20 protein-coding genes and 2 pseudogenes are annotated in these 23,757 nt (G+C 46.7%); 13 read left to right on the forward strand and 9 right to left on the reverse strand.

From position 1 onward, the window contains the following. Nucleotides 1-331: 331 nt before the first annotated feature. Nucleotides 332-1,228, reverse strand: coding sequence for an AraC family transcriptional regulator (locus LZG74_RS02290; protein WP_233795029.1), 897 nt, complete (start codon nucleotides 1,226-1,228; stop codon nucleotides 332-334). Nucleotides 1,229-1,392: 164 nt separating this feature from the next. Between LZG74_RS02290 and LZG74_RS02295 the strand changes: the two genes are divergently transcribed. From LZG74_RS02295 to LZG74_RS02320, 6 genes are read left to right on the forward strand one after another with little or no spacing between them, the layout of a single operon-like run. Continuing rightward, entirely contained in the window at nucleotides 1,393-1,797 is a 405-nt protein-coding gene (locus LZG74_RS02295; protein WP_233795030.1) for a putative quinol monooxygenase, read from the forward strand. Nucleotides 1,798-1,803: 6 nt separating this feature from the next. After that, nucleotides 1,804-2,370, forward strand: coding sequence for a DapH/DapD/GlmU-related protein (locus LZG74_RS02300; protein ID WP_233795031.1), 567 nt, complete (start codon nucleotides 1,804-1,806; stop codon nucleotides 2,368-2,370). 18 nt (nucleotides 2,371-2,388) lie between these two features. Continuing rightward, nucleotides 2,389-3,447: an NAD(P)-dependent alcohol dehydrogenase gene (locus tag LZG74_RS02305; RefSeq protein WP_233795032.1), complete on the forward strand. Its 1,059-nt coding sequence runs from the start codon at nucleotides 2,389-2,391 to the stop codon at nucleotides 3,445-3,447. Nucleotides 3,448-3,471: 24 nt separating this feature from the next. Then, entirely contained in the window at nucleotides 3,472-4,110 is a 639-nt protein-coding gene (locus LZG74_RS02310; protein WP_233795033.1) for a (2Fe-2S)-binding protein, read from the forward strand. Continuing rightward, nucleotides 4,107-5,090, forward strand: a complete 984-nt coding sequence (locus LZG74_RS02315; RefSeq protein WP_233795034.1) for a xanthine dehydrogenase family protein subunit M — start codon at nucleotides 4,107-4,109, stop codon at nucleotides 5,088-5,090. Before LZG74_RS02310 ends, LZG74_RS02315 begins: the two co-directional genes overlap by 4 nt. 23 nt (nucleotides 5,091-5,113) lie before the next feature. Continuing rightward, on the forward strand, nucleotides 5,114-7,360 hold the full coding sequence (locus LZG74_RS02320; RefSeq protein ID WP_233795035.1) for a xanthine dehydrogenase family protein molybdopterin-binding subunit: 2,247 nt from the start codon (nucleotides 5,114-5,116) through the stop codon (nucleotides 7,358-7,360). 14 nt (nucleotides 7,361-7,374) lie between these two features. On the opposite strand, the gene LZG74_RS02325 is transcribed toward LZG74_RS02320, so the two are convergent. From LZG74_RS02325 to LZG74_RS02340, 4 genes and pseudogenes are all read right to left on the reverse strand, one after another. Beyond that, nucleotides 7,375-8,730, reverse strand: a complete 1,356-nt coding sequence (locus LZG74_RS02325) for a hypothetical protein (protein WP_233795036.1) — start codon at nucleotides 8,728-8,730, stop codon at nucleotides 7,375-7,377. A 116-nt stretch (nucleotides 8,731-8,846) separates the two neighbouring features. Then, a pseudogene (locus tag LZG74_RS26475) lies at nucleotides 8,847-10,451 on the reverse strand (ABC transporter permease). A gap of 81 nt (nucleotides 10,452-10,532) precedes the next feature. Then, nucleotides 10,533-10,703 (reverse strand): annotated as a pseudogene (locus LZG74_RS02335) (PadR family transcriptional regulator); the annotation flags it as partial. Nucleotides 10,704-10,707: 4 nt separating this feature from the next. Then, nucleotides 10,708-12,513, reverse strand: coding sequence for a glycoside hydrolase family 15 protein (locus tag LZG74_RS02340; protein ID WP_233795037.1), 1,806 nt, complete (start codon nucleotides 12,511-12,513; stop codon nucleotides 10,708-10,710). A gap of 293 nt (nucleotides 12,514-12,806) precedes the next feature. Between LZG74_RS02340 and LZG74_RS02345 the strand changes: the two genes are divergently transcribed. The 6 genes from LZG74_RS02345 (at nucleotide 12,807) to LZG74_RS02370 (ending at nucleotide 18,087) form a co-directional block, all read left to right on the forward strand. After that, nucleotides 12,807-13,214: a hypothetical protein gene (locus LZG74_RS02345; RefSeq protein WP_233795038.1), complete on the forward strand. Its 408-nt coding sequence runs from the start codon at nucleotides 12,807-12,809 to the stop codon at nucleotides 13,212-13,214. Between the two features lie 67 nt (nucleotides 13,215-13,281). Beyond that, the gene (locus LZG74_RS02350) at nucleotides 13,282-13,689 is read left to right on the forward strand and encodes a hypothetical protein (RefSeq protein ID WP_233795039.1); all 408 of its coding nucleotides are present in this window, start codon (nucleotides 13,282-13,284) and stop codon (nucleotides 13,687-13,689) included. Nucleotides 13,690-13,872: 183 nt separating this feature from the next. Continuing rightward, nucleotides 13,873-16,302 (forward strand): TonB-dependent receptor, encoded by a 2,430-nt coding sequence (locus LZG74_RS02355; RefSeq protein WP_233795040.1) that lies wholly within the window; start codon nucleotides 13,873-13,875, stop codon nucleotides 16,300-16,302. Nucleotides 16,303-16,305: 3 nt separating this feature from the next. Next, on the forward strand, nucleotides 16,306-17,259 hold the full coding sequence (locus LZG74_RS02360) for a DUF4249 domain-containing protein (RefSeq protein WP_233795041.1): 954 nt from the start codon (nucleotides 16,306-16,308) through the stop codon (nucleotides 17,257-17,259). A gap of 105 nt (nucleotides 17,260-17,364) precedes the next feature. Continuing rightward, entirely contained in the window at nucleotides 17,365-17,727 is a 363-nt protein-coding gene (locus LZG74_RS02365) for a DUF4180 domain-containing protein (protein ID WP_233795042.1), read from the forward strand. Between the two features lie 204 nt (nucleotides 17,728-17,931). Then, on the forward strand, nucleotides 17,932-18,087 hold the full coding sequence (locus LZG74_RS02370; RefSeq protein ID WP_233795043.1) for a hypothetical protein: 156 nt from the start codon (nucleotides 17,932-17,934) through the stop codon (nucleotides 18,085-18,087). Nucleotides 18,088-18,234: 147 nt separating this feature from the next. Here LZG74_RS02370 and LZG74_RS02375 read toward each other — a convergent pair whose 3' ends face one another. Further along, the gene (locus LZG74_RS02375) at nucleotides 18,235-19,125 is read right to left on the reverse strand and encodes an AraC family transcriptional regulator (RefSeq protein ID WP_233795044.1); all 891 of its coding nucleotides are present in this window, start codon (nucleotides 19,123-19,125) and stop codon (nucleotides 18,235-18,237) included. A 63-nt stretch (nucleotides 19,126-19,188) separates the two neighbouring features. Continuing rightward, a complete protein-coding gene (locus LZG74_RS02380; RefSeq protein ID WP_233795045.1) occupies nucleotides 19,189-20,013 on the reverse strand; it encodes an oxidoreductase in 825 nt (274 codons plus the stop codon). Between the two features lie 123 nt (nucleotides 20,014-20,136). On the opposite strand from LZG74_RS02380, the gene LZG74_RS02385 reads away from it, so the two are divergent. Further along, the gene (locus tag LZG74_RS02385) at nucleotides 20,137-22,410 is read left to right on the forward strand and encodes an excinuclease ABC subunit UvrA (RefSeq protein WP_233795046.1); all 2,274 of its coding nucleotides are present in this window, start codon (nucleotides 20,137-20,139) and stop codon (nucleotides 22,408-22,410) included. Nucleotides 22,411-22,432: 22 nt separating this feature from the next. On the opposite strand, the gene LZG74_RS26365 is transcribed toward LZG74_RS02385, so the two are convergent. Together LZG74_RS26365 and LZG74_RS26370 are read right to left on the reverse strand one after the other, a co-directional pair. Continuing rightward, on the reverse strand, nucleotides 22,433-22,948 hold the full coding sequence (locus LZG74_RS26365) for an ATP-binding cassette domain-containing protein (RefSeq protein ID WP_310589271.1): 516 nt from the start codon (nucleotides 22,946-22,948) through the stop codon (nucleotides 22,433-22,435). After that, a complete protein-coding gene (locus tag LZG74_RS26370) occupies nucleotides 22,882-23,646 on the reverse strand; it encodes an ATP-binding cassette domain-containing protein (RefSeq protein WP_310589272.1) in 765 nt (254 codons plus the stop codon). The genes LZG74_RS26365 and LZG74_RS26370 overlap by 67 nt, the downstream gene beginning before the upstream one ends. Between the last annotated feature and the right edge of the window lie 111 nt (nucleotides 23,647-23,757).

The raw sequence follows: 23,757 nt of genomic DNA on the forward strand, positions 1-23,757 counted from the left end.
GTCTGCCAAACCCCGCGCCGCATTATGCAGTGCATCAAATTACAATACAATTTTAAGCTTAAATAATGCTAAACAAATTACGGTTTTTGACGACTACTGACTATATTTTGACCTTATTCAGACATAACAGCCAGAAAGGTGCAAATTTTAGCCGTATCATCAATTCGTGATGGGATGGTAATTTGTTCTATCAAATCCCAGATTTTCGAAGGTTGTAGATAAAGCTCAAAACGAAGTATCATTTCAATACATCACTCTGAATATATTCAATGTAAGTTTCCGCAGTGCTGCGGGCCAGGCGAGAAGAATGGCCGAGTGAATGGCGATAATTTTAGTTCAAATTCCGGTATTCATTTGGCGTAACGCCGGTTTTTTGCTTGAAAAGCCTTGTAAAATGCTGCTGATATTTAAACCCGAGCTGGTAAGCAATTTCACTCAGTGATTGACTGCCTTCAAACATCTTCACTTTGGCCTGATCAATTAACCTGGACTGAATAAATTCCAACGCAGTATGGCCGGTCTCTTTTTTAATTAAATCACCAAAATAGTTAGGAGACAAATTCAGCTCCTCGGCGCAGTAAGCCACGCTTGGCAAGCCTGACGTTTGCGATTTTCCTGATTTGAAATAATCATTCAATAATTGCTCAAACCGCACCAGGATATCCTTATTAACATTGCTTCTTGTGATAAACTGACGATCATAAAAGCGCATGCAGTAATTGAGGAACAGCTCAATGTTGGAAACAATGAGGGTTTTGCTATGCTTGTCGATATTCTGGTCTATTTCAACATTGATCTTTTCCAAACAATCCACAATCGTTTCCTTCTCTTTTTTTGATAAATGCAATGCTTCATTCACCTCATAGGAAAAGAAGGAATAATCCTTAATAACCCTTCCCAAATGCGTTCCGGCGATCAGGTCGGGGTGGAAAACCAGTGCATAACCGGACGGTTTGGTTGCAACTCCTTTGCTATCGATCCCGTAAACTTGTCCGGGCGATATGAAAACCAATGTTCCGTCCTCGTAATCATAAGGCTGGCAACCGTAGATCATGTCGCCACATTTGATATTCTTGAAAAAAACGGCGTAAATGCCCATATAGCGCCGGAAGTGCTGCACGGTCGGTATCTCACTGAAATTGATCACACTCACCAGCGGATGCAGCGTCTCCACACCGATCCAGTTGTTATATTGCTTTACCGTATCTATTCTTTCTACCTGCTCCATAATCTGAGAATTTTCCAGATCAAATATAACACCTGCCGCAAAACCGATTCTATCTTACAGACGTAATCAGTAAAAGTGGTAAATATTCCAGTAACCTGTATAAAATAGCGCAGGCAGTATTCGCGAGCTTTGTAATAACAACTTCAAACACCAAAATCATTATCATGGGCCTTTATAAATTTATCCCGCTTCTCGTTCTCATGCTGAGCGCAACCGTAGTAAGTGCACAGGTTGCTCAAAACCAGCCGATGGTGCGAATTTCTGAAATCGAGATCGTGCCGGAATTTCTGGCGGAGTATAATGCGATTTTGAAGGAAGAAGCCGCAGCGTCTGTCAAAAAGGAGCCGGGTGTGGTGGCTATTTTTCCAATGTATATCAAAGAGCAGCCCAACCAGATCCGGATCGTGGAGATCTATGCCGACAGCGCAGCGTACCAATCGCATTTGAAAACCCCACATTTCCAGCATTACAAAACAACAACATTGAAAATGGTGAAGGCATTGAAATTGATAGATATGAATGCAATTGATTCGCAGACGATGCCGGAAATCTTTAAAAAATTGAAATAACAGTCAATGAGTACAGAAAAAGACATTTTCACGCGGTTACAGGCCGGTGAACTGCTTCAGAAAGATGATCCTGAATATGGGAAATTCGCGGAAGTAGTTGCCCGGACAATCCGGTTATGTGTGCAAATGAATGCGACCGCAACAGAATTGGATCAGGTCCGAACGCAATTGAGTGAAATTATAGGCACGGAAATCGACGAATCAACGACGATTTTTCCTCCTTTCTACACCAATTTCGGAAAGTCTGTTAAGCTGGGTAAAAACGTTTTTATCAATCACGCCTGCTCGTTCCTGGACATTGGTGGGATAACCATTGAAGATAATGTGCAGATCGGCCCGCGGGTGAACCTTACTTCTGAAAATCATCCGCTTGATCCCGATGACCGCACGACATTGATCCCCAAACCAGTCATTATCAAACGAAATGCTTGGATAGGGGCAGGAGCAACGATTCTGCCGGGTGTAACGGTAGGGGAAAATGCAGTAGTGGCAGCAGGCGCGGTGGTAAGCCGCGACGTTCCTGCGAACACGGTTGTCGCAGGCATTCCTGCAAAAGTTGTAAAACAGATTTAACTACAAGTATCAAATATCATGACAGACACAACAAATATCAAAGCATACGGCACCACAGCAGCACAGGCACCTTTAAATGCAATGGACATCAGCCGCAGAGTTCCAACTCCGCACGACGTTCAAATCGAAATTCAATATTGCGGAGTTTGCCATTCCGACATTCATACGGCCAGAAACGAATGGCGCGGCACAATTTATCCTTGCGTTCCGGGCCATGAGATTGTTGGTAAAATCATTAGTGTAGGTGATCATGTGAGCAAATTCAAAGTAGGCGATACGGTGGGTGTAGGCTGCATTGTGGATTCTTGTCGCGAGTGCCAGTATTGTCAGGAAGGTCTGGAACAATATTGCGAACCAGGCATGACGGGCACCTACAATTCGCCGGATAAATATCTGGACACACCCACCTTTGGCGGCTATTCTGAAAGTGTTGTGGTGGATGAAAATTACGTTTTACGCATTCCCGAAAACCTTAATCTGGCGGCAACAGCGCCATTATTATGTGCCGGGATAACAACATATTCTCCATTAAGACATTGGAATGTGGGGCCTGGTCAGAAGGTTGGGATCGTAGGGATCGGCGGTTTAGGCCATATGGGGATCAAGATTGCCAAAGCAATGGGCGCGCATGTGGTTGCATTCACGACTTCCGAATCAAAATTCGCGGAGGCGAAACGACTGGGAGCCGATGAAGTGGTTTTATCAAAAGACAAAGATCAAATGGCTGCTTACACAGGCAAGCTGAACTTCATTCTCGACGCTGTTTCGGCGGAGCACGATATTAACGCATTCATTAGTTTGCTTCGCGTGGATGGTTCGCTTGCATTGGTAGGAGCGCCTGAAAATCCGCTGCCGGTTGCAGCTTTCAGCCTGATCCAGGGACGTAAAAGCTTTGCCGGATCCATGATCGGTGGTATTGCAGAAACACAGGAAATGCTGGATTTCTGCGGCGAGCATAACATTGTCGCAGACATTGAAATGATCGACATTCAGGAAATTAATGAAGCTTATGAACGCATGATCAAAGGCGACGTGAAATATCGTTTCGTTATTGACCTGGCTTCCATCAAGAAGTAAGTATTGCACCAATCAACATTCACCATGAACCAAGACAACGCATCAGAAAAGCCGGAAAAGCTGCATAGCAGCGATTCCCGGCGCGACTTTCTTAAAACAACTTCCATCCTCACCGCCATTGCTGTTGCACCCGCAACAGTTGCGAAAGCAGCAAAGCATGATTTAGGAGAAAAGATCAGCCTTGCGTTGGAAACTACGCCTGTAAGTTTCAAGGTGAATGGTGTAAAACAACAGCTTAACCTGGAACCACGCTCCACACTGCTGGACGTGCTCCGTGAACAGCTGAATTTGACCGGAACCAAAAAAGGCTGTGACTATGGTCAATGTGGCGCTTGTACGGTCCATGTGAACGGGGAGCGCGTGTTATCGTGTCTGAGCCTGGCCATTATGCATGAAGGCCAGGAAGTGACAACCATTGAAGGATTGGCAAAGGGCGAACAGCTGCATCCGATGCAGCAAGCTTTTATCAAGCACGACGGTTTCCAGTGCGGTTACTGCACGCCGGGACAGATCATGTCGGCAGTGGCCTGTATTAACGAAGGGCACGCGAATAACGAAGAAGACATCAGGGAATTCATGAGTGGGAATATCTGCCGTTGCGGAGCTTATCCCAACATTGTAAAGGCGATTCAGGAAGTTAAAAACGGGGGGCAGAAATCATGATACAATTTCAATACGAACGCGCGGCAACCACGAAAGCAGCTGTGAATGCATTGGCCAACAGCAGCAATGCGAAGTTCATTGCCGGAGGTACGAACCTGGTGGATCTGATGAAGCGGAACATTACCGCACCAACCAAGCTGGTGGACATTAACCAGATTCCCCTCAAAGATATACAACAGCAGAATGGCAAGATCAGCATCGGCGCCCTGGCACTAAACAGCCGCGTGGCTGAACACAAACTGATCATTGAAAAACATCCCCTGCTATCACAAGCACTAAATGCTGGCGCATCGCCGCAGATCAGGAATATGGCCACTGTTGGCGGAAATATGATGCAGCGAACGCGCTGCCACTATTTTTATGACACAGCACTGCCCTGCAATAAACGCGAGCCCGGTTCAGGCTGCGGCGCATTAGAAGGATTGAACCGTATGCACGCGGTTTTCGGGACGAGTGAACAATGCATTGCCGTGCATCCGAGCGACATGTGCGTAGCGCTGGTAGCATTGGATGCGACCGTGCTGATAGCAGGCCCGAAAGGAGAAAGGCGGATCCCGTTTGAAGAATTCCACCGGCTTCCGGGCAACCAGCCTGAAAAAGATAACACACTTCAGAACAACGAAATGATCGTTTCAGTTGAAATTCCGGATAATGCATTTGGTAAAAACAGCCATTATATGAAGGTTCGCGACCGTGCTTCTTATGCTTTTGCATTGGTGTCGGTGGCGGCAGCTTTGAATTTGGATGGAAAGGTGATTAAGGAAGCAAGGCTCGCAATGGGCGGTGTGGCGCATAAGCCGTGGCGTTTGAAAGAGGCAGAAAAAGCGTTGATCGGCAAACCAGCCACCGAAGAGACTTTCAGGCAGGCTGCCGAAATTGCCATGCAAGGTGCTAAGGCTTTTAAATACAATGCATTCAAGCTGAAACTCGGCCCGAATGTGATTGTAGAAGCATTGAAAAATGCCGCTAACCTGGTGTAATCCTAACCCTGAATTCCAAGATCATGAACGAAGCATTTTTCGATAAAAAAGAATATAAGCCACTCGACCGGGTGGACGGACGCCTTAAAGTGACCGGCGCAGCCAAATACTCAGCCGAATATCCATTGCCTGATATGGCGTACGCCGTACTGGTTGGCAGCCGGATCGCCAAAGGCACCATTAAAAGCATTGATTCCAAAGCCGCCGAGCGCGCACCGGGTGTGCTGGCGGTGATTTCGCATGTGAATGCGATCAAAGTGCCTGGATACCAGCCCAAAGGCGAGCATCCCTCGGAGCCATCGACCAGTGGCCAGCCGCTGCGCGTGTTTTTTGACAATAAGATTTATTCCAATGATCAGCCCATTGTAGCGGTGGTTGCAGTGAGCCTGGAAAAGGCGCAGCATGCCGCGTCGCTGGTCAAGGTCCAGTACAATAAGGAGCAACATCAGACCGACCTGGAAGCAAACGCTAAAAATGCAAAGCTGCCTGAATCTGCCAAGAAAAACCCGAAATCACCGACTGCGGATTACGACCGGGGACAGAAAGACGCATTCCAAAATGCCGCTGTAAAAATTGAGGCGGAATATGTGTTGCCTACCGAAATGCATAATCCGATGGAGTTGCAGGCAATCATTGCACATTGGGAAGCCGACAACAAGCTGACGGTTTACGACAAAGTGCAGGGCACAAAAATGACGCAGAAAAATTTTTCCAAAGAGTGGGATTTGCCCGAAGAAAATGTGAAATGCATTACCACATTCGTAGGCGGCGCATTCGGGAATGGATTGCATAACTGGCCGCACGAAACGGCTGCTATTATTGCAGCAAAACAGGTGAAGAGGCCTGTAAAGCTGGTTTTGACACGCGAGCAAATGTTCACGATGGTAGGTTACCGCCCGCGCACCTGGCAGAAAATACAAATGGGCGCGACCAAAGACGGGAAACTGGTTGCTATCAACCACGAATCCATCGGGCAGACGTCGAGCTACGAAGAATTCACCGAATCCACCTTGCAGCAAACGCGAATGATGTATGCTTCGCCCAGCATAAGCACACGCTACCGGATCTTACCACTCAACCTTGCTACACCCATCTGGATGCGTGGGCCGGGTGAAGCGACGGGTGCTTTTGGGCTGGAATCTGCCATGGACGAAATGGCGCACGCCATCGGAATGGACCCGATCGATTTTAGGCTTGCAAACTATACGGAGTCCGATCCGGACAAGAAAATGCCGTGGTCTACCAAATATATGCGGGAATGTTATGAAGAAGGTAAAAAGCGCATTGGGTGGGAAAAGCGGAAACTGAAACCAGGCGAAGTGCGTGAGGGAGAATGGCTTGTAGGCTATGGAATGGGCACGGGCACATTTGGCGCAAACCGCAGTCCGGCCACCGTACATGCAGAGCTGAACAAGGAAGGCAACCTCATTATGCACTGCGCAATTACCGATATCGGCCCGGGTACCGGAACGGCAATGGTGCAGATCGCATCAAATGCTACGGGCATTCCAACCGAAAAAATAACATTTCACCTCGGAAGTTCCGAATTTCCGAATGCAGGATTGCAGGGAGGTTCTTCGACTGTGAATAGCGTGGGGCCGGCAGTGCTTGCTGCCTGTAATGCACTAAAAGAACAGCTCATAACCATGGCAGCGGCCAAGGGAAATGCAGCATTCACTTCTGCAAAGGCTGATGATCTGATGTTTGATAAAAATGAATTGCAGCTCGGTGGCAAGTCTGCAAAAACGACGCTCGCCGATTTATTTAAACAAAATAACATTGAAAAAATAGAGACCACCAACGAGTCCAAACCCGACGAAAACCGCACTAAATATTCAATGTATGCATTTTCCATGCACTTTGCCAAAGTCCACGTGCATCCGTTCACAGGCCAGGTGCGCGTGAAAAAAATCGTTTGCTGCGCAGATGCGGGCACCATCGTAAGCCCCAAAACCGCGGCAAGCCAGATGATCGGCGGCGCTACGGGTGGCATTGGAATGGCATTGACAGAAGATGCGGTAATGGACCACCGTTATGGACGATACGTCACCAAAGACCTGGCGGATTACCACATGCCGGTTCATGCCGATGTGCCTGACATTGATGTGTATTTTGTAAACAAACCCGACTTACTGGCTGATCCCGTGGGGAGTAAAGGACTAGGCGAGATTGCAATCATAGGCGTAGCGCCGGCAATTGCGAATGCAGTCTTCAATGCAACCGGAAAACGAATCCGGGAGCTGCCTATCACGCCCGACAAGCTGATTTGAGTCGGCTCTCTGAGCTATTTGACTTCAATGCTGGACCAATAGGGTTTTGAAACTGTTTTGTCCGGATAAATGCCAGTCACAATATAGTTGCCCGAGGGCATGTTTGCAGGGATCGTATATTTCCCAACCGCAAAATTGAAACCGGCCATTGCCCAGTAATACAAAGCCAGTTCGGGAACTAGGTCTATTGTCTTTTCGGAAGATTTGAGGCGAAGACGCGGAAGGTGGTTTACATCAAAATTAACCCGGGGATATGTGAACATCAACGGTGACGGCTTGGCATAGAAAACGTCGCCCTTGCTAAAAGAAAGCTGCTCCACATTCCTGTCAAGACTTTGATTCAGATCGCCTTTCCAAATGGATTCGAGAGATTTTTCATCCGCCTTGCCCAGATGAACGGCCCCCTTTCCCAGCAATTGGTCTTTCTCATAAAAAGAGAGCAGGTAAGAGCCGTCGGGCAAGTTAGCGGGGATTTTGTCGCGCATTAATGTGTGTACGTCATGCATGCGGACAGGCAGCGTAACCGGGGCTGGCAAGGAAACGCCGGAGATGGTCATCGTGTATTTTTCAGTCGGTAAAAAGAAGCCGCCCATTGCCTCAATGGTATCCTGGCGCGTGTATTGGAATGGAAAATAAGTAAAAGCACGGACGGTTGGCAAGGCGCGTTTAAATCGGATCCCCTCGAAAACAACAGGGTTTTGATTGAAGAATTTGATTTCAAAAGTCAGTGGGGCGTTGGTCGTTAGTTCCAGTGTATTTGCCAGATAAATGCTCGGGTCTTCCACATAAAAGGTTGCTTCCTCCGAAAGGCCGGTTTTTTTATCAGTAACTTTAACAAAGGGGCCATTGAAATCGGGCGCAGCAGGCGAACTTCCTTCCTTAACATTGAATTTAAAAGGCAGCTTGATCGCATCCGCATTAACGGCAATTTCTTTTTGAAGTAACTCAATATCAGGGGTTCCGGAAAAATTAAAATAAATATACGGATTAGAAAAATCGTTGTCCGCCAGATCCTGCAAACTCAAATACAGCGGGGACGTACGTTGAAAATTATAGTTGATGACGCTGTCCGTTGTCAGGTCGTTCGTCTCATACCTTAACCGAACCCCTGGTTTCATAGAAAACGTAACCTCAGCCTGTGAAGCATTATATGTTTGCGGAAAACTTACCAGGTAAGCATTATGCAGCGAATCAAAGGTGATTTTTTCGGACCCTTTAACCCTGAGCCCTTTCAACAGCTCAGTCGCTGCTATCATTTTTCCTTCGGCAGTCGGACCAGGTTGTGGTGCAATTTCAAGAACCGGGGAATCCTTCTTACAGCCTATGAGCAGGCAAACCGACATGATGAACACGTAAAGCAACTTTTTCATAAAAGATAGAGGAATAGGCAAACGGTGACATACGGCATGAAGTAAAGATATTTCTTATTGAAATACAAGTTTTTGTTCTAATGGTCATAAAATTATTCGCAACGCACATTTAACTGTTATTCATTCTTCAAACTATTCACCGGATTCAAAATGGCTGCCTTCACCGCCTGAAAACTGACTGTGGCGAGGGTGATGACAAAAGCGCCTGCAATGGCTGCTGCAAAAATCCACCAGGATAATGCTGTTTGATAAGTGTATTGTTGCAGCCAGTCGTGCATGAGATAATATGCGATGGGTGTCGCCAGCAGGCAGGATATCATTACCAGGGTCAGGAAATCTTTGGAAAGCAGTTGCCATAAGTTAGCCACGGAAGCGCCAAGGACTTTTCGGATACCGATCTCTTTCTGGCGCTGTTCGGCAAAGAACGTAGCTAAGCCAAAAAGACCGAGGCAACTAATAAATATTGCCAAAGACGCAAAAGTTGTCGAGAGCTGCCCGATTCGCTCTTCCGCAATCGTGGGTGACACCAACAGTTCCCAGATCACCAAGCTGGTCGGGATCTTTGCCGGTCCAGTTGAAACTTGCATCGCTGCTCCAGACCTCCGAAGTCGGACTCGAAGATTTAGAAATATCAATAGCAGCACCGGTTTGGAGTAAATCGTCTCGGAGCGGCTGTGAATGTGCTTGCAGATCCGGGGTGTTTATTTCAACGGACAGTAATCCCGAACGATCGAAACCCACCGGTCTGTCTTTGGCATACTGGATCTGGCGAAGCACAACCAAAGTGCCGATTTGCCGACTTCCTTGGCCCGCTTTTGCGACCGGGCAGTGGACAGGTTCATGAAGTTGATACAGGCCAGCATCAGCACAAATGCGCCAATGATTCCAAACAGCCATACAAATTGTATCCGTCCGCGGACCGGCACGCCATTTTCCCACTCGGAATACAAATGCCAGCGGCTCATTGGGTGAAGAAATGCTTTTGGACTAAACCTGGCTTCTTCTTTTGCATGACGGGCTTTGATATTTTCAATTTTTGCGTTGATCTGGTCGAAGCTTGTGTTCGGCGCGATTTGTGCCAGCAAGAGGAAAGAATTATTTCCCCAATTGGTTTCCGAGCGTTTTACCCAGAGTGTTTCCTCCAGAAAGTGCTTCCAGGGCAGCAGGAATGTCACATCATGGAATTCCGTCCCGTAAGGAAGGTCTTCATAAATGCCGGTAACTTTGAAGTAATCTTTGTTGTCAACCTTTATTGTTTTGTTAATTGGGTCTTCCTCGCCAAACAAAGCTTCGGCAACTGATTCGGAGAGTAATGCCGAAGCCGGGTTATCAAGACCGCTGGCTGTGCCTTTGATCATTCGCAGCGACATCATAAACGGAAAATCGGGCTCAACGCAATTGCCCTTTCTGGAAATTTTCTTTTCGCCAGATGCTAAAATATGGTCCTCAGTCCATGACGAAGATGCGATATACGTGAAATCGCTAGCATGCTCACTGTGTAAAGCAGCTCGCATGGGCAGGGGAGTGGCAGGAAAAGTATTGGTAATCCCGTTATAAGTCTGATGCTGCATCACGCGGGCAATGCGGTCATAATGCTGATGATATTTATTGTAGGAAAGCTCATCCCACATCCAAAGGCCGATCAGGATGGCCGTTGTCATCCCGATGGACAGGCCAACAATGTTGATGCCGGAATAAGTATAAGTCGCCTTCCATTTCATTGGCCAGGTGCGCAGGGCAGAACAATTGCAGCAGCCATGTTGCCTAGCGTGGCGGGACTTTACCGGCAGGTTTGGAAGCGCTCATGACCAGGCTATTTTTGGAATGGTGTCCCACATTTGGTTGCGAAGCTGCCTGATTTCTTCCAATGCGCGCCGGCCGGTTGCTGTTACCACATAAAGCCGCTTGCTCCTTCCGCCCCGCTCACCTGTGGCACCACCCATTTCGGACTTCACAAGCCCCTTTTCTTCAAGCCAGCTATCTATCCAACTTTTTATCAATCTCCAATGCCGCACTGATTAAAGCCAGGTGCGTGAATGCTTGTGGGAAATTGCCCAGGTGCTCGGCTTTGTGGCCGATTTGTTCGCTAAACAGTCCCAGGTGATTGGCATAACCTATCATTTTTTCAAAACTATCAAGCGCTTTTGCGACTTCCCCACTTTTAGCGAGGGATTCAATATACCAGAAGGAGCACATGTTAAATGTGCCTTCTTCACCTTCAAGGCCATCGAATGATGTTTCGCCGTTTTTGTATCGATATAGAAGTACGTCAACACCCAGCTGTTCTTCCACGACCTTTAATGTAGACAACCAGCGCGGCTCGTAAGGGGAGATAAAATGCATCAGCGACATGAGCAACACGCTGGCGTCCACGGTTTTCGCGCCCTTATGCTGGACCCATGCGCCGATTTCATCATTCCAGAAATTTTCATAAATGTCTGTATAAATGTCGTCACGCACTTTTTTCCACTCCTGTTCCGGGAAAGGGAATGAGCGGTGCTGGCCGATCTTTATTGCGCGGTCCATCGCTACCCAACACATAAGCCTGCTGTGCAGAAAATGTTTTTCGGTGTTCCTGATCTCCCAGATTCCGTGATCGGCCGTTTTCCACTGCTTGGTAACCACATTAACCTGCTTCACAATGGTTTCCCAAAATTCAAACGTGATCGCCGTATGCTGTTTGTTATAAATGTAGATGGTATCTATCAGTTCCCCGTAAATATCCAGCTGATACTGGTCCTGCGCCCCGTTGCCGATCCTTACGGGTTTTGAATCCTGGTAACCGCTCAGGTGTTCCAGCTCCTTTTCTTCCATATCATGGCCGCCATCGATCGTATACATGAGGTAAAGCTTATCTTCCTGGGCACGATCGTGAATCCATTCCAGAAAAGCCGTGGCCTCATCGGTATAACCCAGCCGGAGGAATGCGTACATCGTAAATGCCGCGTCCCTGATCCACATAAAGCGGTAATCCCAATTTCGCCCGCCGCCGATCACTTCCGGCAAGCTGAACGTCGGGGCAGCCACCATGGAACCCTGCTCGCGGGAAGTGAGCAGTTTGAGCGTAATAGCCGAACGGTTCACAGCACCCGTCCAGCGACCTTTATAAGTAGATTTTTTGGACCAGTTCCGCCAGAAATCAACCGTATCCTGGTAAGTATCTTTTTTATAAACATCAATTGGATTTTCATCCTCCACCTGCGTTTTGCCACATTCCAGCACCAGATAAGCCGTGTTTCCCTGTTCAAGCGTAAATTCCGCGTAACCTGCATTTTTCCTGATCTGTAACGGAACGTCCGCTATCAGGCGCATGATCGTCCCGTCTTTATCATTTGCTTTGAAATAAACACCTTCATCATGCATTTCGCAAGTATGCGAAGCGCCTGCGTAATCAAAAGCAGGCTCACATTTCGCCTGAAAAGTAATGTTGCCACGAACTGTTTTCACCTGCCGAACGATTGCATTTGACTTGTCCATCTGGTCGTTAACCGGCATATAATCAGTCACTTCCGCGATCCCGTATTCCGAGAAAAAGCGGGTAAGCAGCACAGCCGTTGCCGGGAGGTAAAGCTGCTTGGTATTATAACCATCCATTTGCGGATAAATACCGAAGCTGCCGCCACTTTTATTATCCAGTAATTTGGCAAAAACAGTTGGGGAATCGAAGGCGGGATAACACATGAAATCGATAGAGCCTTCCACGGATACAAGGGCAACAGTTTTCAAGTTTCCAATCAATCCATAATCCTCAATCCGCGCATGTTCAGGGTTCTTTCTGGGCATTTGTTATTTTGTGAGCGTGAGAAAGGAGTGTGTAAATTATCACGCCAGGGGGGAGGGGCTCACAACCTTTCCAAAGGAGAATAGCCTCCTTTTAAAAGCTGATTTGCGAACAATATCCCCAGTTCCCAGCCTTGGAACATTTTCAAACCAAGGTTTACACAAACACTTTACCGTTCAATCATTCATCCCTGCCGGAAGGAAACCCTATTGCGTAAATCGCGGCTCAGGGCATGGGTTTCGATGGTGGGTTTGAAAGTTTAATTATCATTTTTTCACTTAAATTAAAATCAAACATGAAGACGAACAGATCAATGATAGTTTTATCTGCTTTGGCTGCACTATCAGCATGTAAGGAAAAGGAAGTTCCGAGAGCCGATTCTTCATATATCACGGTGACCTCTCCGAGCTGGAAGCAGGAGATTAATGACACCGAGGAGATCGTCGTCAAGGCAGTAATCAAGCCTCAGGAAAAGTCCGTCGTTAGTTACTATATCTATCTTATCGATAATGAGAAAAAAGAGATATATAACAAAAAGACAGAATGTGATTGTAAGGACAAAGACGAAGTCCAGGTTGAAGCGTCGTTCAAATACGACATTAAGAAAACGTCTGAACTGCTCCTCCATGTAGATGCCGTACTTAGTGATGGCAGCAACATCCGGGAAGAGATCCCATTCAAACTGGTGGATGTAAAAAAATAGAAGGTGAAAAAGCACTTCACCAGAACTAAGCCAAATTCATTTATCCTTTCACAAAACTTGAAAAGACATGAAAACGAACAGAATGATTTTCGTCATAGCAGCCTTGACAACTATGCTGGGCGCTTGTAAGCAGAAGGACATTACGGCAAACTCACCTTTGATTACTGTGGTCTCTCCGACGCGCGATCAGGATGTCAAGGACATTACCGCTTTCGATGTCGAGGCGATCATTGAACCGAAAGATAAGTCGGTAATGAGTTATTATGTAATGCTGCTGGACCCTGAAAGACGTAAGATTTTCAACAAAGAGATCAAGTGCGATTGCAAAGGTGAAAAGCGAATCAATATTAAAGAATCTATTGAATATGATGCAAATCAATCAACGGATGTATTGTTGCGGATATTGGTATTCTTTGAAGACGGCACCAGCACTGAGGAAGAAGTTCCTTTCAAAATGATTGACACGCATATTTAAACTTCCAGAGTCTGATTTTCCTGATTAACGCATTGCAAACAACGCGAACCAGTTAATCGTCATTTTTTCACCACGCATTCAAGCGGGCCAATAATGTCATGTTCGGGCAATCCGGAGCAACGGATCCGGATTGCCCGGACTTGAAAAGTGCTGTGTCCCTGAATGCAAAAAGCTTAAATTTTTATGAAAATAAACATCATAATCGCCCTATGCCTTGCATCCATGCATGTATTCGGGCAGAAACGTATAACCATAAGCGGTTTTGTAAAAGAGAAGGGAAGCCAGGAATTACTGACGGGTGCTAATGTGTACATTACCCGCTCAGCCACCGGAGCTGCAACCAATAATTATGGGTTCTATTCACTTACAATCCCTGCGTCGGATTCGGTTACAATTACTTGTTCTCTGGTAGGTTATGAGACAATAACCGAGACTATTTCAGCACGAACAGATGTTGAGTTAAGTCTGGCGTTGTCTTCGATCCGTCAACTGGATGAAGTCACTATTTCGGCACGTAAGCAGGACGACAATGTCAGCGGTTCGGCTCAGATGAGTGTGGTCGAAATTCCAATCGACCAGATTAAGAAAATACCCTCATTACTTGGAGAAAAGGACGTTTTAAAGGGTTTGCAACTTATGCCCGGCGTTCAGAAAGGCACCGAAGGCCAGACCGGATTGTATGTGCGCGGTGGCGGCCCGGATCAAAATCTGATCATCCTGGATGATGCCGTGGTTTACAATGCAAGCCACTTGTTCGGCTTCTTTTCGGTGTTCAACAGCGATGCCATCAAGCGTGTAGAGTTGACAAAAGGCGGATTCCCCGCTCGCTATGGCGGGCGACTGTCCTCGGTGGTGGAAATGGATATGAAGGAAGGGAATAAGGAAAAGCTGCACGGAGAAGGCGGGATCGGGTTAATTTCATCCAGATTGACATTGGAAGGGCCTATAAAGAAAGGCAAATCCTCGTTCCTGGTTTCCGGAAGAAGGACTTACATTGATGTTCTGGCTGCGCCTGTACTGAATGTTATGCAAAAGAAAAAAGAACAGAAAGGGTTTCGCCCGGGCTACTATTTCTATGACCTCAATGCGAAAATCAATTACGACCTCGGAGCCAAAGACAAGCTTTATGTGAGTGGTTATCTAGGGCAGGACAAATTCTACGTCAAGGAAGAGAGCGGATCCTTCAAAATGAAAGCGGGGCTAAATTGGGGCAATACAACAGCTACCATGCGCTGGAACCACGTATTTAACCGAAAACTTTTTGCAAATACTGCATTGGTTTTTACCAATTTCAACTTCACCACGACAAGCTATATCCGAGAACCCATTGTCGATGAAAGCAATGCTACGACAGAGTCGAGATTGCGGTATGATTCCCGGATCCAGGATCTGAGTTTCAAAAGCGATTTTGATTTTTATCCCAATGCATCGCACGCGATCAAATTTGGCGTTCAGGCCACACGCCATAAATCCACGCCGTCGGCATTGGCTATGTCGGGCACGGATGCCGAGGGAACAATTGACCCGCTGGAGAAGCCAATGTATTCCCTGGAAGGCGGAGCTTATGTTGAGGACACCTGGCAACCGTTCGATGCTTTAAAAATGAACCTGGGCTTTCGCATGAGCTATTTTAAGGCGGATAAAAAAACATATCTGAACCCTGAGCCCCGCTTTTCGGCAGCATTAAAGCTTGCTCCTGACTTTTCTGCCAAAGCCTCCTATGCGCGCATGAACCAGTATGTGCATTTGCTTTCCAACACAGGCTTAGGTTTGCCCACCGACTTATGGGTGACCAGCACAGACCGCATTGCTCCGCAGCAATCGAGCCAGGTGGCGTTCGGATTGGCGAAGGATCTTCAAAATAAAGGCTTAACCATTACATTGGAAGGGTTTTATAAGGATATGCAACGCATTCTCAGTTACCGGGAAGGGGCCAGCTTCCTGGGTGTTAACGGAGAAAATGCCAATGATGTAAGCTGGCAGGACAATGTCACGTCCGGGAAAGGCTGGTCGTATGGCTCTGAGTTTTTAATCCAGAAAAAAAGCGGAAAGTTCTCGGGCTGGATAGGTTATACATTATCCTGGATTTACTGGAAATTCCCCGAATTGAACAACGGCCAGACATTCCATCCACGTTACGATCGAAGGCATGACGTTTCTGTGGTAGGGATTTATGAGCTGAATAAGCGCATTACCATGTCGGCAAGCTGGGTTTACGGAACCGGAAATGCGCTCACCGTTCCGTCTGCGATCTACTATCCAATGAGTGATAATTTCTTCACACGATATGATCCATCGGACAAGGCTTTGAATGACCTATATCTGAATCAAAACAGCAACGACAGACGATATGCGGCATCAGAGTTTCCTGCTAAAAACAGTTTCCGCGCAGAGGCATTTCACCGTTTGGACCTTGCCATTCAATTTCATAAGAAAAAGAAACGCCACGAACGGACATGGGAATTCAGCGTTTACAACGCCTACAACCGCAAAAATCCCTTCTTCTACGATCGCTCGGAAGAGAAAATGAGTGACGGCGAATGGAAAACGGTTTTGAAAAAATACTCTCTGTTCCCCGTGGTGCCCTCATTCAGTTACAACTTTAAATTTTGAGCCATGAAGACATTGAAATTCATATGCAGCATTGCGCTGTTATCCATCATATGCGGCGCTTGCGAAACACCGATGACCGACATTCCGCGCTCCGAGTTACCGCAGGCAGAATCCAAACTGGTCGTTAGCTCCATCATTTCACCCCAGTTGCCTTTTATCAACGTGGTAGTAACGGAGTCGATCCCTCTATTTACAGACACCGAATCGAGTGGCAGCCGCGTGGAAGACGCCACCGTCCGGCTGTCGGATGGTGCGAATGAGATTTTGATTCCGTTCGATGCTGAGAAGAAGCTTTACAGTATTCCGCAGTCAAAATTCCCCATCAGCGGTTCAAAAACCTATTATTTAACCGTCTCAGACAAAAGCCGGAATGTTACTGCACAATGTTCAGTTCCGGGCAAGACGCCGGTGATCAAATCGTATGAGTTGGATACAGTAGTGGTTGACGACATCACCACGAAGGACACCATCCTGACATTGCGGATGAACTGGCGGGACATTCCTTCCGACACCAATTATTATAAGCTGAGCGCCGGATTCGATATCGAATATTCAATAGGATTTGTCAAGGATAAGCAAGTAAAAGAATCCCGGGTCTCGAATCATTTTTATTTCCACTGGGACTGGCAAAAGGGCAAGAACGAATATTTCATTGACCATAATCTGGATGGAGCGATAATGAATTCGCCTTTGGCTAAAATTACACTTCCACGTCCAAGCGACAACATTCTGGCGAATGGCAAAAAGGTAACAGTTTATCCCAAAATCAAAATTCCCGAAATTATCATTGAAGTCCTCAACCTGGACACAAACTATCACAAATACCAACGCTCACTAGAAGTCAAAAGCAACTCCGAAACCCCCTTCGCCGAACCCGCGCCGCTGTATTCCAATGTTAATGGCGGGTTGGGATGTTTTGCGGCTTACAACGCAGCGCAGGTGAAGGTGGTGTTTTAGGCCGTTGCCCTTACAAACAGGCATCCCTAAATGTGTAAACGTTTTGTTAATTGGGTCAAAAAGACGAAAATTTGCTTGACCCAATTACTCCAATCTTACATTACAATGAACATTATATCTCATACTGCGGGCGAAGTCCAGATCGCAGAAGTCACTTCTGACAAGCTGATTATCGAAACAGCCGAAGATGGGCTGGACTTGCTTGGAAACCTTTATTACCAAGGCTTTGACAGCATTATCCTTCACGAAGCAAACATCACATCCTCCTTCTTCGACCTAAAAACCGGCATCGCCGGAGAAATCCTTCAAAAATTCTCCAACTACCGAATGCGTCTGGCTATCATCGGCGACTTTGACAAATATCCCGGAAAGAGCATTCAGGACTTTATTAGGGAAAGTAACCGCGGTGGTAGGGTTAATTTTTTAGGTGGCGTTTCTGAGGCGTTGGAGAGGTTTGCGAATGGGTAGGAAATGCACCCCTTTACATTGTGAGCGGCTTGATTTTATCAAAATACCAGCCTAGAATCACACTATCTATCTAATATGAATTGGTGTACGCAAAGACAAACTAAGTCAGGCTAACCTCATCACGATTGCCTGGCTTTTTACATTTAATCTTCTGGCACAGATTTTTATCTACCCTTATTACAATTCATCAACAAGCTAAAAAACATGAAATCGTCAGCAAAAAATCAGGAGTTATTCGAAGACCAAAGCATATTTGAAAACACCAATCCTTTCCAGCGTGAGAGTGCTTCGGCCGGCATGCAGAAATCGGGTAAAAGACCGAGGATTATGAAGCCGCTTTATTCGGTTCGCCTGTCTTAAAAGTGGAAAGCGGTATTAAGCACACCATAAGCAGCACTAGACACACTATAAAAATATGGCCTGGAAGTTGAGATACATATCAACTAGCCAGGCCTTTTTATTTTTGGTTTCGCTTGGTTTGCTAATTCAAGCTTAATCTATAATTATCTAATTCAAACTCATCTTCTTGAATTCCAGCGGTTTCATGCCGGTTTGCTTTTTGAATAACCGCGTGAAGTAGGAGCTGTTTTCAAACCCGAGTCCGTACGCAATTTCTGCAACGCCCTGACTGCCTTCTCTTAACATGTTTTTCGCTTCCGAAATCAATGATATATGAATGAGGTCCATGGCGGTTTTGCCTGTTTCCTGACGGAGCAGGTCACTGAGGTAACGCGAGGAAACATTGAGCTGCTCGGCGATTGAATTTACACTGGGTAACCCCTTTGTTTGCAAATATCCCTGGCCATAATAAGCCCCCAGCACATCGTTGAACCTGGTGACGGTTTTGCCCGACATGTCAGTTCGGTTAAGGAACTGCCTTTTGTAAAACCGCTGCGCATACATCAAAATCGAGGCAATGTGGCTCAGGATGATCTCCCGGCTGTATTCATCGGGGTTATTTTGATACTCGGCTTTTACTTTGTCGTGAAGCTCCCAGATCACCATTTCTTCTTTTGGGGAAAGGTGCAGTGCTTCATTGACTTCGTAGTCAAAATAACCGTATTTCTGAATGGCGTGGTGGAGTTCGTGGCCGGCCAGGAAATCTTCGTGAATAAGGATCATAAATCCCTTTTCTTCAAATTCAATGTCCTTTATTTCAATGATCTGCCGGGGTTTGACAAACATCATCGAACCTTCGCTGTGGTCATATTCTGTTCTGCCATAGCGAATTATGCCGGACTTCAACTTTTTGAAACCGATCATGTAAGCATCGCTGGTGAACTCGCGGTTGCCGAGCGTGCAGGCATTGTTACAAGCATTGATGCTGAACAGCGGATTTTCGGGTGGCGCCCAGCCATTGCCCTTATGGATCTCGCTTATCGTTTTATAATGTTTCATTTGTATTGCTAAAAACGAATTGTTCAGAGTTAACAATTTAGCTGTTTTTATAATTCGGCCTACTCAATGTCCGTGTGCCGCAATGCTGACGTCCTTCCAGGCCTGAATGTCTTTTAGGCGTTCTGTATAAACCTGATTCATACCATGATAGGCCACTTTTCCCAGCAATAATCTCAGCGGAGGATTTTCACTGTCTATCACTTTCAGGATAGCGTCCACGGTCGCTTCCGGCTTGCCCCAGCCATCGGGATTCTCGCCTGATTCGGCAAATGCAGCGCGTACGGGCGCATAATCCGCAATGTCCGATGTGGTCTGAACTGCGGAATTTCCAGCCCATTCTGTTGCATATCCGTTGGGTTCAATGAGTGTGAATTTAATTCCGAGATGGGCCACTTCGCTGGCAATGGTTTCGCTTAGGCCTTCCACTGCGAATTTGGATGCGTTATATAAGCCCAGCATAGGCAATGTTGTTAGTCCCAAAAAGCTTGAAACCTGTATGATATGACCTGATTTTTGCGCTCTCATAACCGGAAGCACTGCTTGTGTAACCCACAGCAAACCAAAGAAGTTGGTTTCCATTTGCGCCCTGGCCTGCGCTTCGGTCGTTTCTTCCACTGTCCCAAACACCCCATATCCCGCATTATTGATCAGGATATCAATGCTTCCGAAATGCTCTTTTACCTGTGCTACGGCTTTGTTTACTGCATTTCTGTCGTTCACATCGAGCTGAACGGGCAGAATGTTGTCGCCGTACGTGGCAACCAAATCGTCCAGGGCCGCAATGTTGCGAGCGCTGGCGGCAACTTTATCTCCGCGTTTCAGGAGTGCTTCCGCCCATAATTTTCCAAATCCTCTGGATGCGCCGGTAATAAAAATGGTTTTTGACATGATCTTATTTTTTTGTGTTTTTAATGTTTATTTTGATGACACAAAGTTGGCGTACATGCCGGCGGATAAATAGCTCATTTGAGCGGAAGAATAGCACAGAATTACCTTGTTCTGTGGCAAGCCATGAATTATAAACAAAAAGCCATGTATCAGGAATTTATTGAAATCCGGGGTGCGCGTGAAAACAATCTGAAAAACGTTTCACTGCGCATTCCAAAACGCAAGATCACCATCTTCACAGGCGTGTCGGGATCGGGAAAATCTTCCATCGTGTTCGATACGATTGCCACGGAGGCGCAACGCCAGCTGAATGAGAATTTCAGCATGTTTATCCGGAATTTTCTTCCCAAATACGCCCAGCCACACGCCGATGCGATTGAAAATCTCAGCATGGCCATTGTGGTCGACCAGAGGAGGTTAGGCGGGAATTCACATTCAACATTGGGCACGATTACGGACATTTCGCCGGTGTTACGCTTGCTGTTTTCCAGGATCGGGAAGCCGCATATCGGGAATTCCAATGTGTTTTCATTCAACGATCCGCAGGGAATGTGCCCGGAATGTAATGGGATAGGAAAAAAAATGGGCGTTGTGGCGGACTCGTTTCTGGACATGTCCAAGTCCCTCAACGAAGGCGCCGTGCAGGTTCCGGTGTTTGCGACCTGGGAAAAAAGCAGTTACGCGAGTTCGGGGTTTTTTGACAATGATAAAAAACTTTCAGATTTCACGGATGAGGAAATGAAGCTGCTGCTCTATGGTAAGGACCTGAAATACAAGTTGCAGGTCGGAGGCGGAACGATGAATGCGACTTACCTGGGTGTGATCGAGAAATTTGAAAAGTCATATATTAAAAGGGACATTAAGACATTATCGGAGCGGACGCAAAAGAGTGTTGCGCCTTACATTGCCCTCAAACCTTGTCCATCCTGCCACGGCGCGCGGCTGAGCCAGGCTGCATTGAACTGTAAAATTGATGGCAGGAATATAGCCGAAATGTCGGCGATGGAAGTGTCGGAGCTGGTGTCATTGATCAGTAAAATCAAAGATCCGCTGGTCGCATCCATGGTGGCTACATTATCCGAAAGGTTGCAGCATTTGGTGGACATTGGCCTGGAATATCTGAGCCTGGACCGGGAAACGACCACATTGTCGGGAGGAGAATCGCAACGGGTAAAGATGGTTAAGCATCTGAGCAGCAGCTTGATCGATGTGATGTATATTTTCGATGAGCCGAGTGTGGGTTTGCATCCGCGCGATGTCCATAGGTTGAACGAACTGCTCGGAAAGTTGCGCGACAAAGGAAATACGGTGATTGTGGTTGAGCATGATCCGGATGTGATTAAAGTGGCTGATCATATCGTAGATGTAGGCCCGCACGCGGGAAGCAAGGGCGGAAACATTGTCTTTGAGGGAACCTATGCTGAGCTTGTCAAGGCGGATACGCTTACTGGTCGCCATATCAAGCAATCGTTGCCGCTCAAAGAAAAATCCCGCAAAGCTGCGGGCAAACTTTCTGTGAAAAATGCAAAGGTTAATAACCTGCATAATGTAAGTGTGGACATTCCAGGCGGCGTGCTGACAGTGGTTACGGGCGTAGCCGGTTCGGGCAAAAGCTCACTCATTAATCATGTGTTTTTAAAACAACATCCCAAGGCGATCGTCATTGACCAGTCGGCCGTGGGCACATCCACGCGCTCGAACCCTGCCACATATACGGGTGTTATGGACGATGTCCGTAAGGCGTTTGCGAAGGAAAATGGCGTGAGCGCATCGTTGTTCAGCTTCAATTCGCAGGGCGCTTGCCCCAATTGCCAGGGGCTGGGCGTGATTTACACCGATCTGGCCTTCATGGACGGGATAAAAACACCTTGCGAAATTTGCGAAGGGAAGCGTTTCAAGGAGGAAGTGCTGGCTCATAAGCTGGATGGAAAGTCCATTTCCGATATCCTCGAAATGACCGTTTTACAAGCATTGGATTATTTTACACAAAAAGACATTCTGCATAAGTTGCAAGCTATGAGCGATGTAGGGCTTGATTATCTCACGCTCGGCCAGCCGCTCAGCACATTGTCCGGCGGGGAATGTCAGCGCATCAAGCTCGCCAGCGAACTTCATAAAAAAGGCAGCATTTATGTCCTTGACGAGCCTACCACAGGGCTGCATATGTCGGATATAACGCATTTGCTTTCTATCATGAACCGCCTTGTAGACGCCGGAAACACCATGATCGCCATCGAGCATAATCTGGATGTGATCAAAAACGCGGACTGGATCATTGATATGGGCCCGGATGGCGGCACAAAAGGCGGAAAAGTCGTTTTTGAAGGCACACCTGTCGATTTATTGAGTGCAGAAGGATCCATTACCAGCTTATATCTAAAAAACGCAACGGCCTGATTATGGCCGTTGCGCGAGGTTTTCATGTCAGCTCAATTGTCCTTTCAATGTTGATTTGGGATAGAAAATAAGCGTCGTGCGAGATGACGAGCAATGTGCCGCGATACTCATTCACTGCTGTGGTCAGGATTTCAATGTTCTTTATGTCCAGATTATTGGTCGGCTCGTCAAGGATAATCATGTCCGGCGATTGGTTGCTGATCGTCAGGCAGCAGAGAATGAGGCGCATTTTTTCTCCTCCGCTAAGGTTTTCGCATCGCTTTTCCCATTCATTTTTCGTGAATAAAAACCGGTTAAGCCGAATTTTTACCTCATGTTCCTGCAAATGCCCGGAATTGTAGCGCTGCGCCTGTTCATAAATGCTCAGATGATTATGAATTAAAGAATAGTCCTGATCAATGTAAATACACTGATCAACAGCACGGTAAATGTTCCCCGAGCGTGGTTCCAGCTTTCCCAGCATGAGGTTGATCAATGTTGTCTTGCCTGACCCGTTATGGCCTTTGATGGCAATGCGTTCTCCGCTGGTGATCTGCATGCATCTTTTTCAATGCTTTTTTGTTCTGCATAAAAATCATAATCGCCGCCATACACCGTTATGCCGTGTTTGGATAACTCATACACAGCTTGGAGCAGATTAAGCAGCGTGCGATCGTGGCTTACCACTACAAGGGTGTTTGATGTTGTTTTGATATAATCAGAAAGAATAGCCCTGCCCGCAGCATCCAAATGATTGCTGGGCTCGTCCAGAAGTACTATTTCTGGCTGGTTAACCATGATTCCGGCCAGAAAAACCTTTGTCTTTTGTCCGCCGCTGAGCGTTTCCATTTTTTGCGTGAGATCCAATGCACCCAGCTGCCAATGTGCAAATGCTTCGAAACAACGTTCCTCAATGGCCCAGTCATCGTTTAGCAACGCGAGATTTTCTTCGGTGACATTTCCATCCAGAATGGCCCTTAAAGCATTGATTTTTCCCTCAACACCCAACGCTTTCGCAACGGAATGATCATTGAACTGACCGAAGATCTGCGGAACATAATAGGGTTCGGATTCAGCTTTGACAAGTCCTTCGGAAGGGAGCAGTTGGCCCGCAAGCATTTTCAGCAGCGTGGATTTTCCCGAGCCATTATTGCCGATCAGGGCAATTTTTTCATGTCGATTGATGGAGAGATTTATATTGGAAAGCAATAAATCCCTGTTAGGGTGCGCATACGCGACACCTTGGAGAAAAAGCATAATTTCTTTCTTTAAAAAGTGAATAAATCAAGAGCCGATTGAAGTGGCCCCGGTTATTTTTTTGTGAAAGAAATTGCTCTTACATGAATATCAGTTTGTGGTTAAAGCGCA

It is taken from the genome of Dyadobacter sp. CY327, assembly GCF_021390415.1.
Lineage (GTDB): Bacteria > Bacteroidota > Bacteroidia > Cytophagales > Spirosomataceae > Dyadobacter > Dyadobacter chenhuakuii.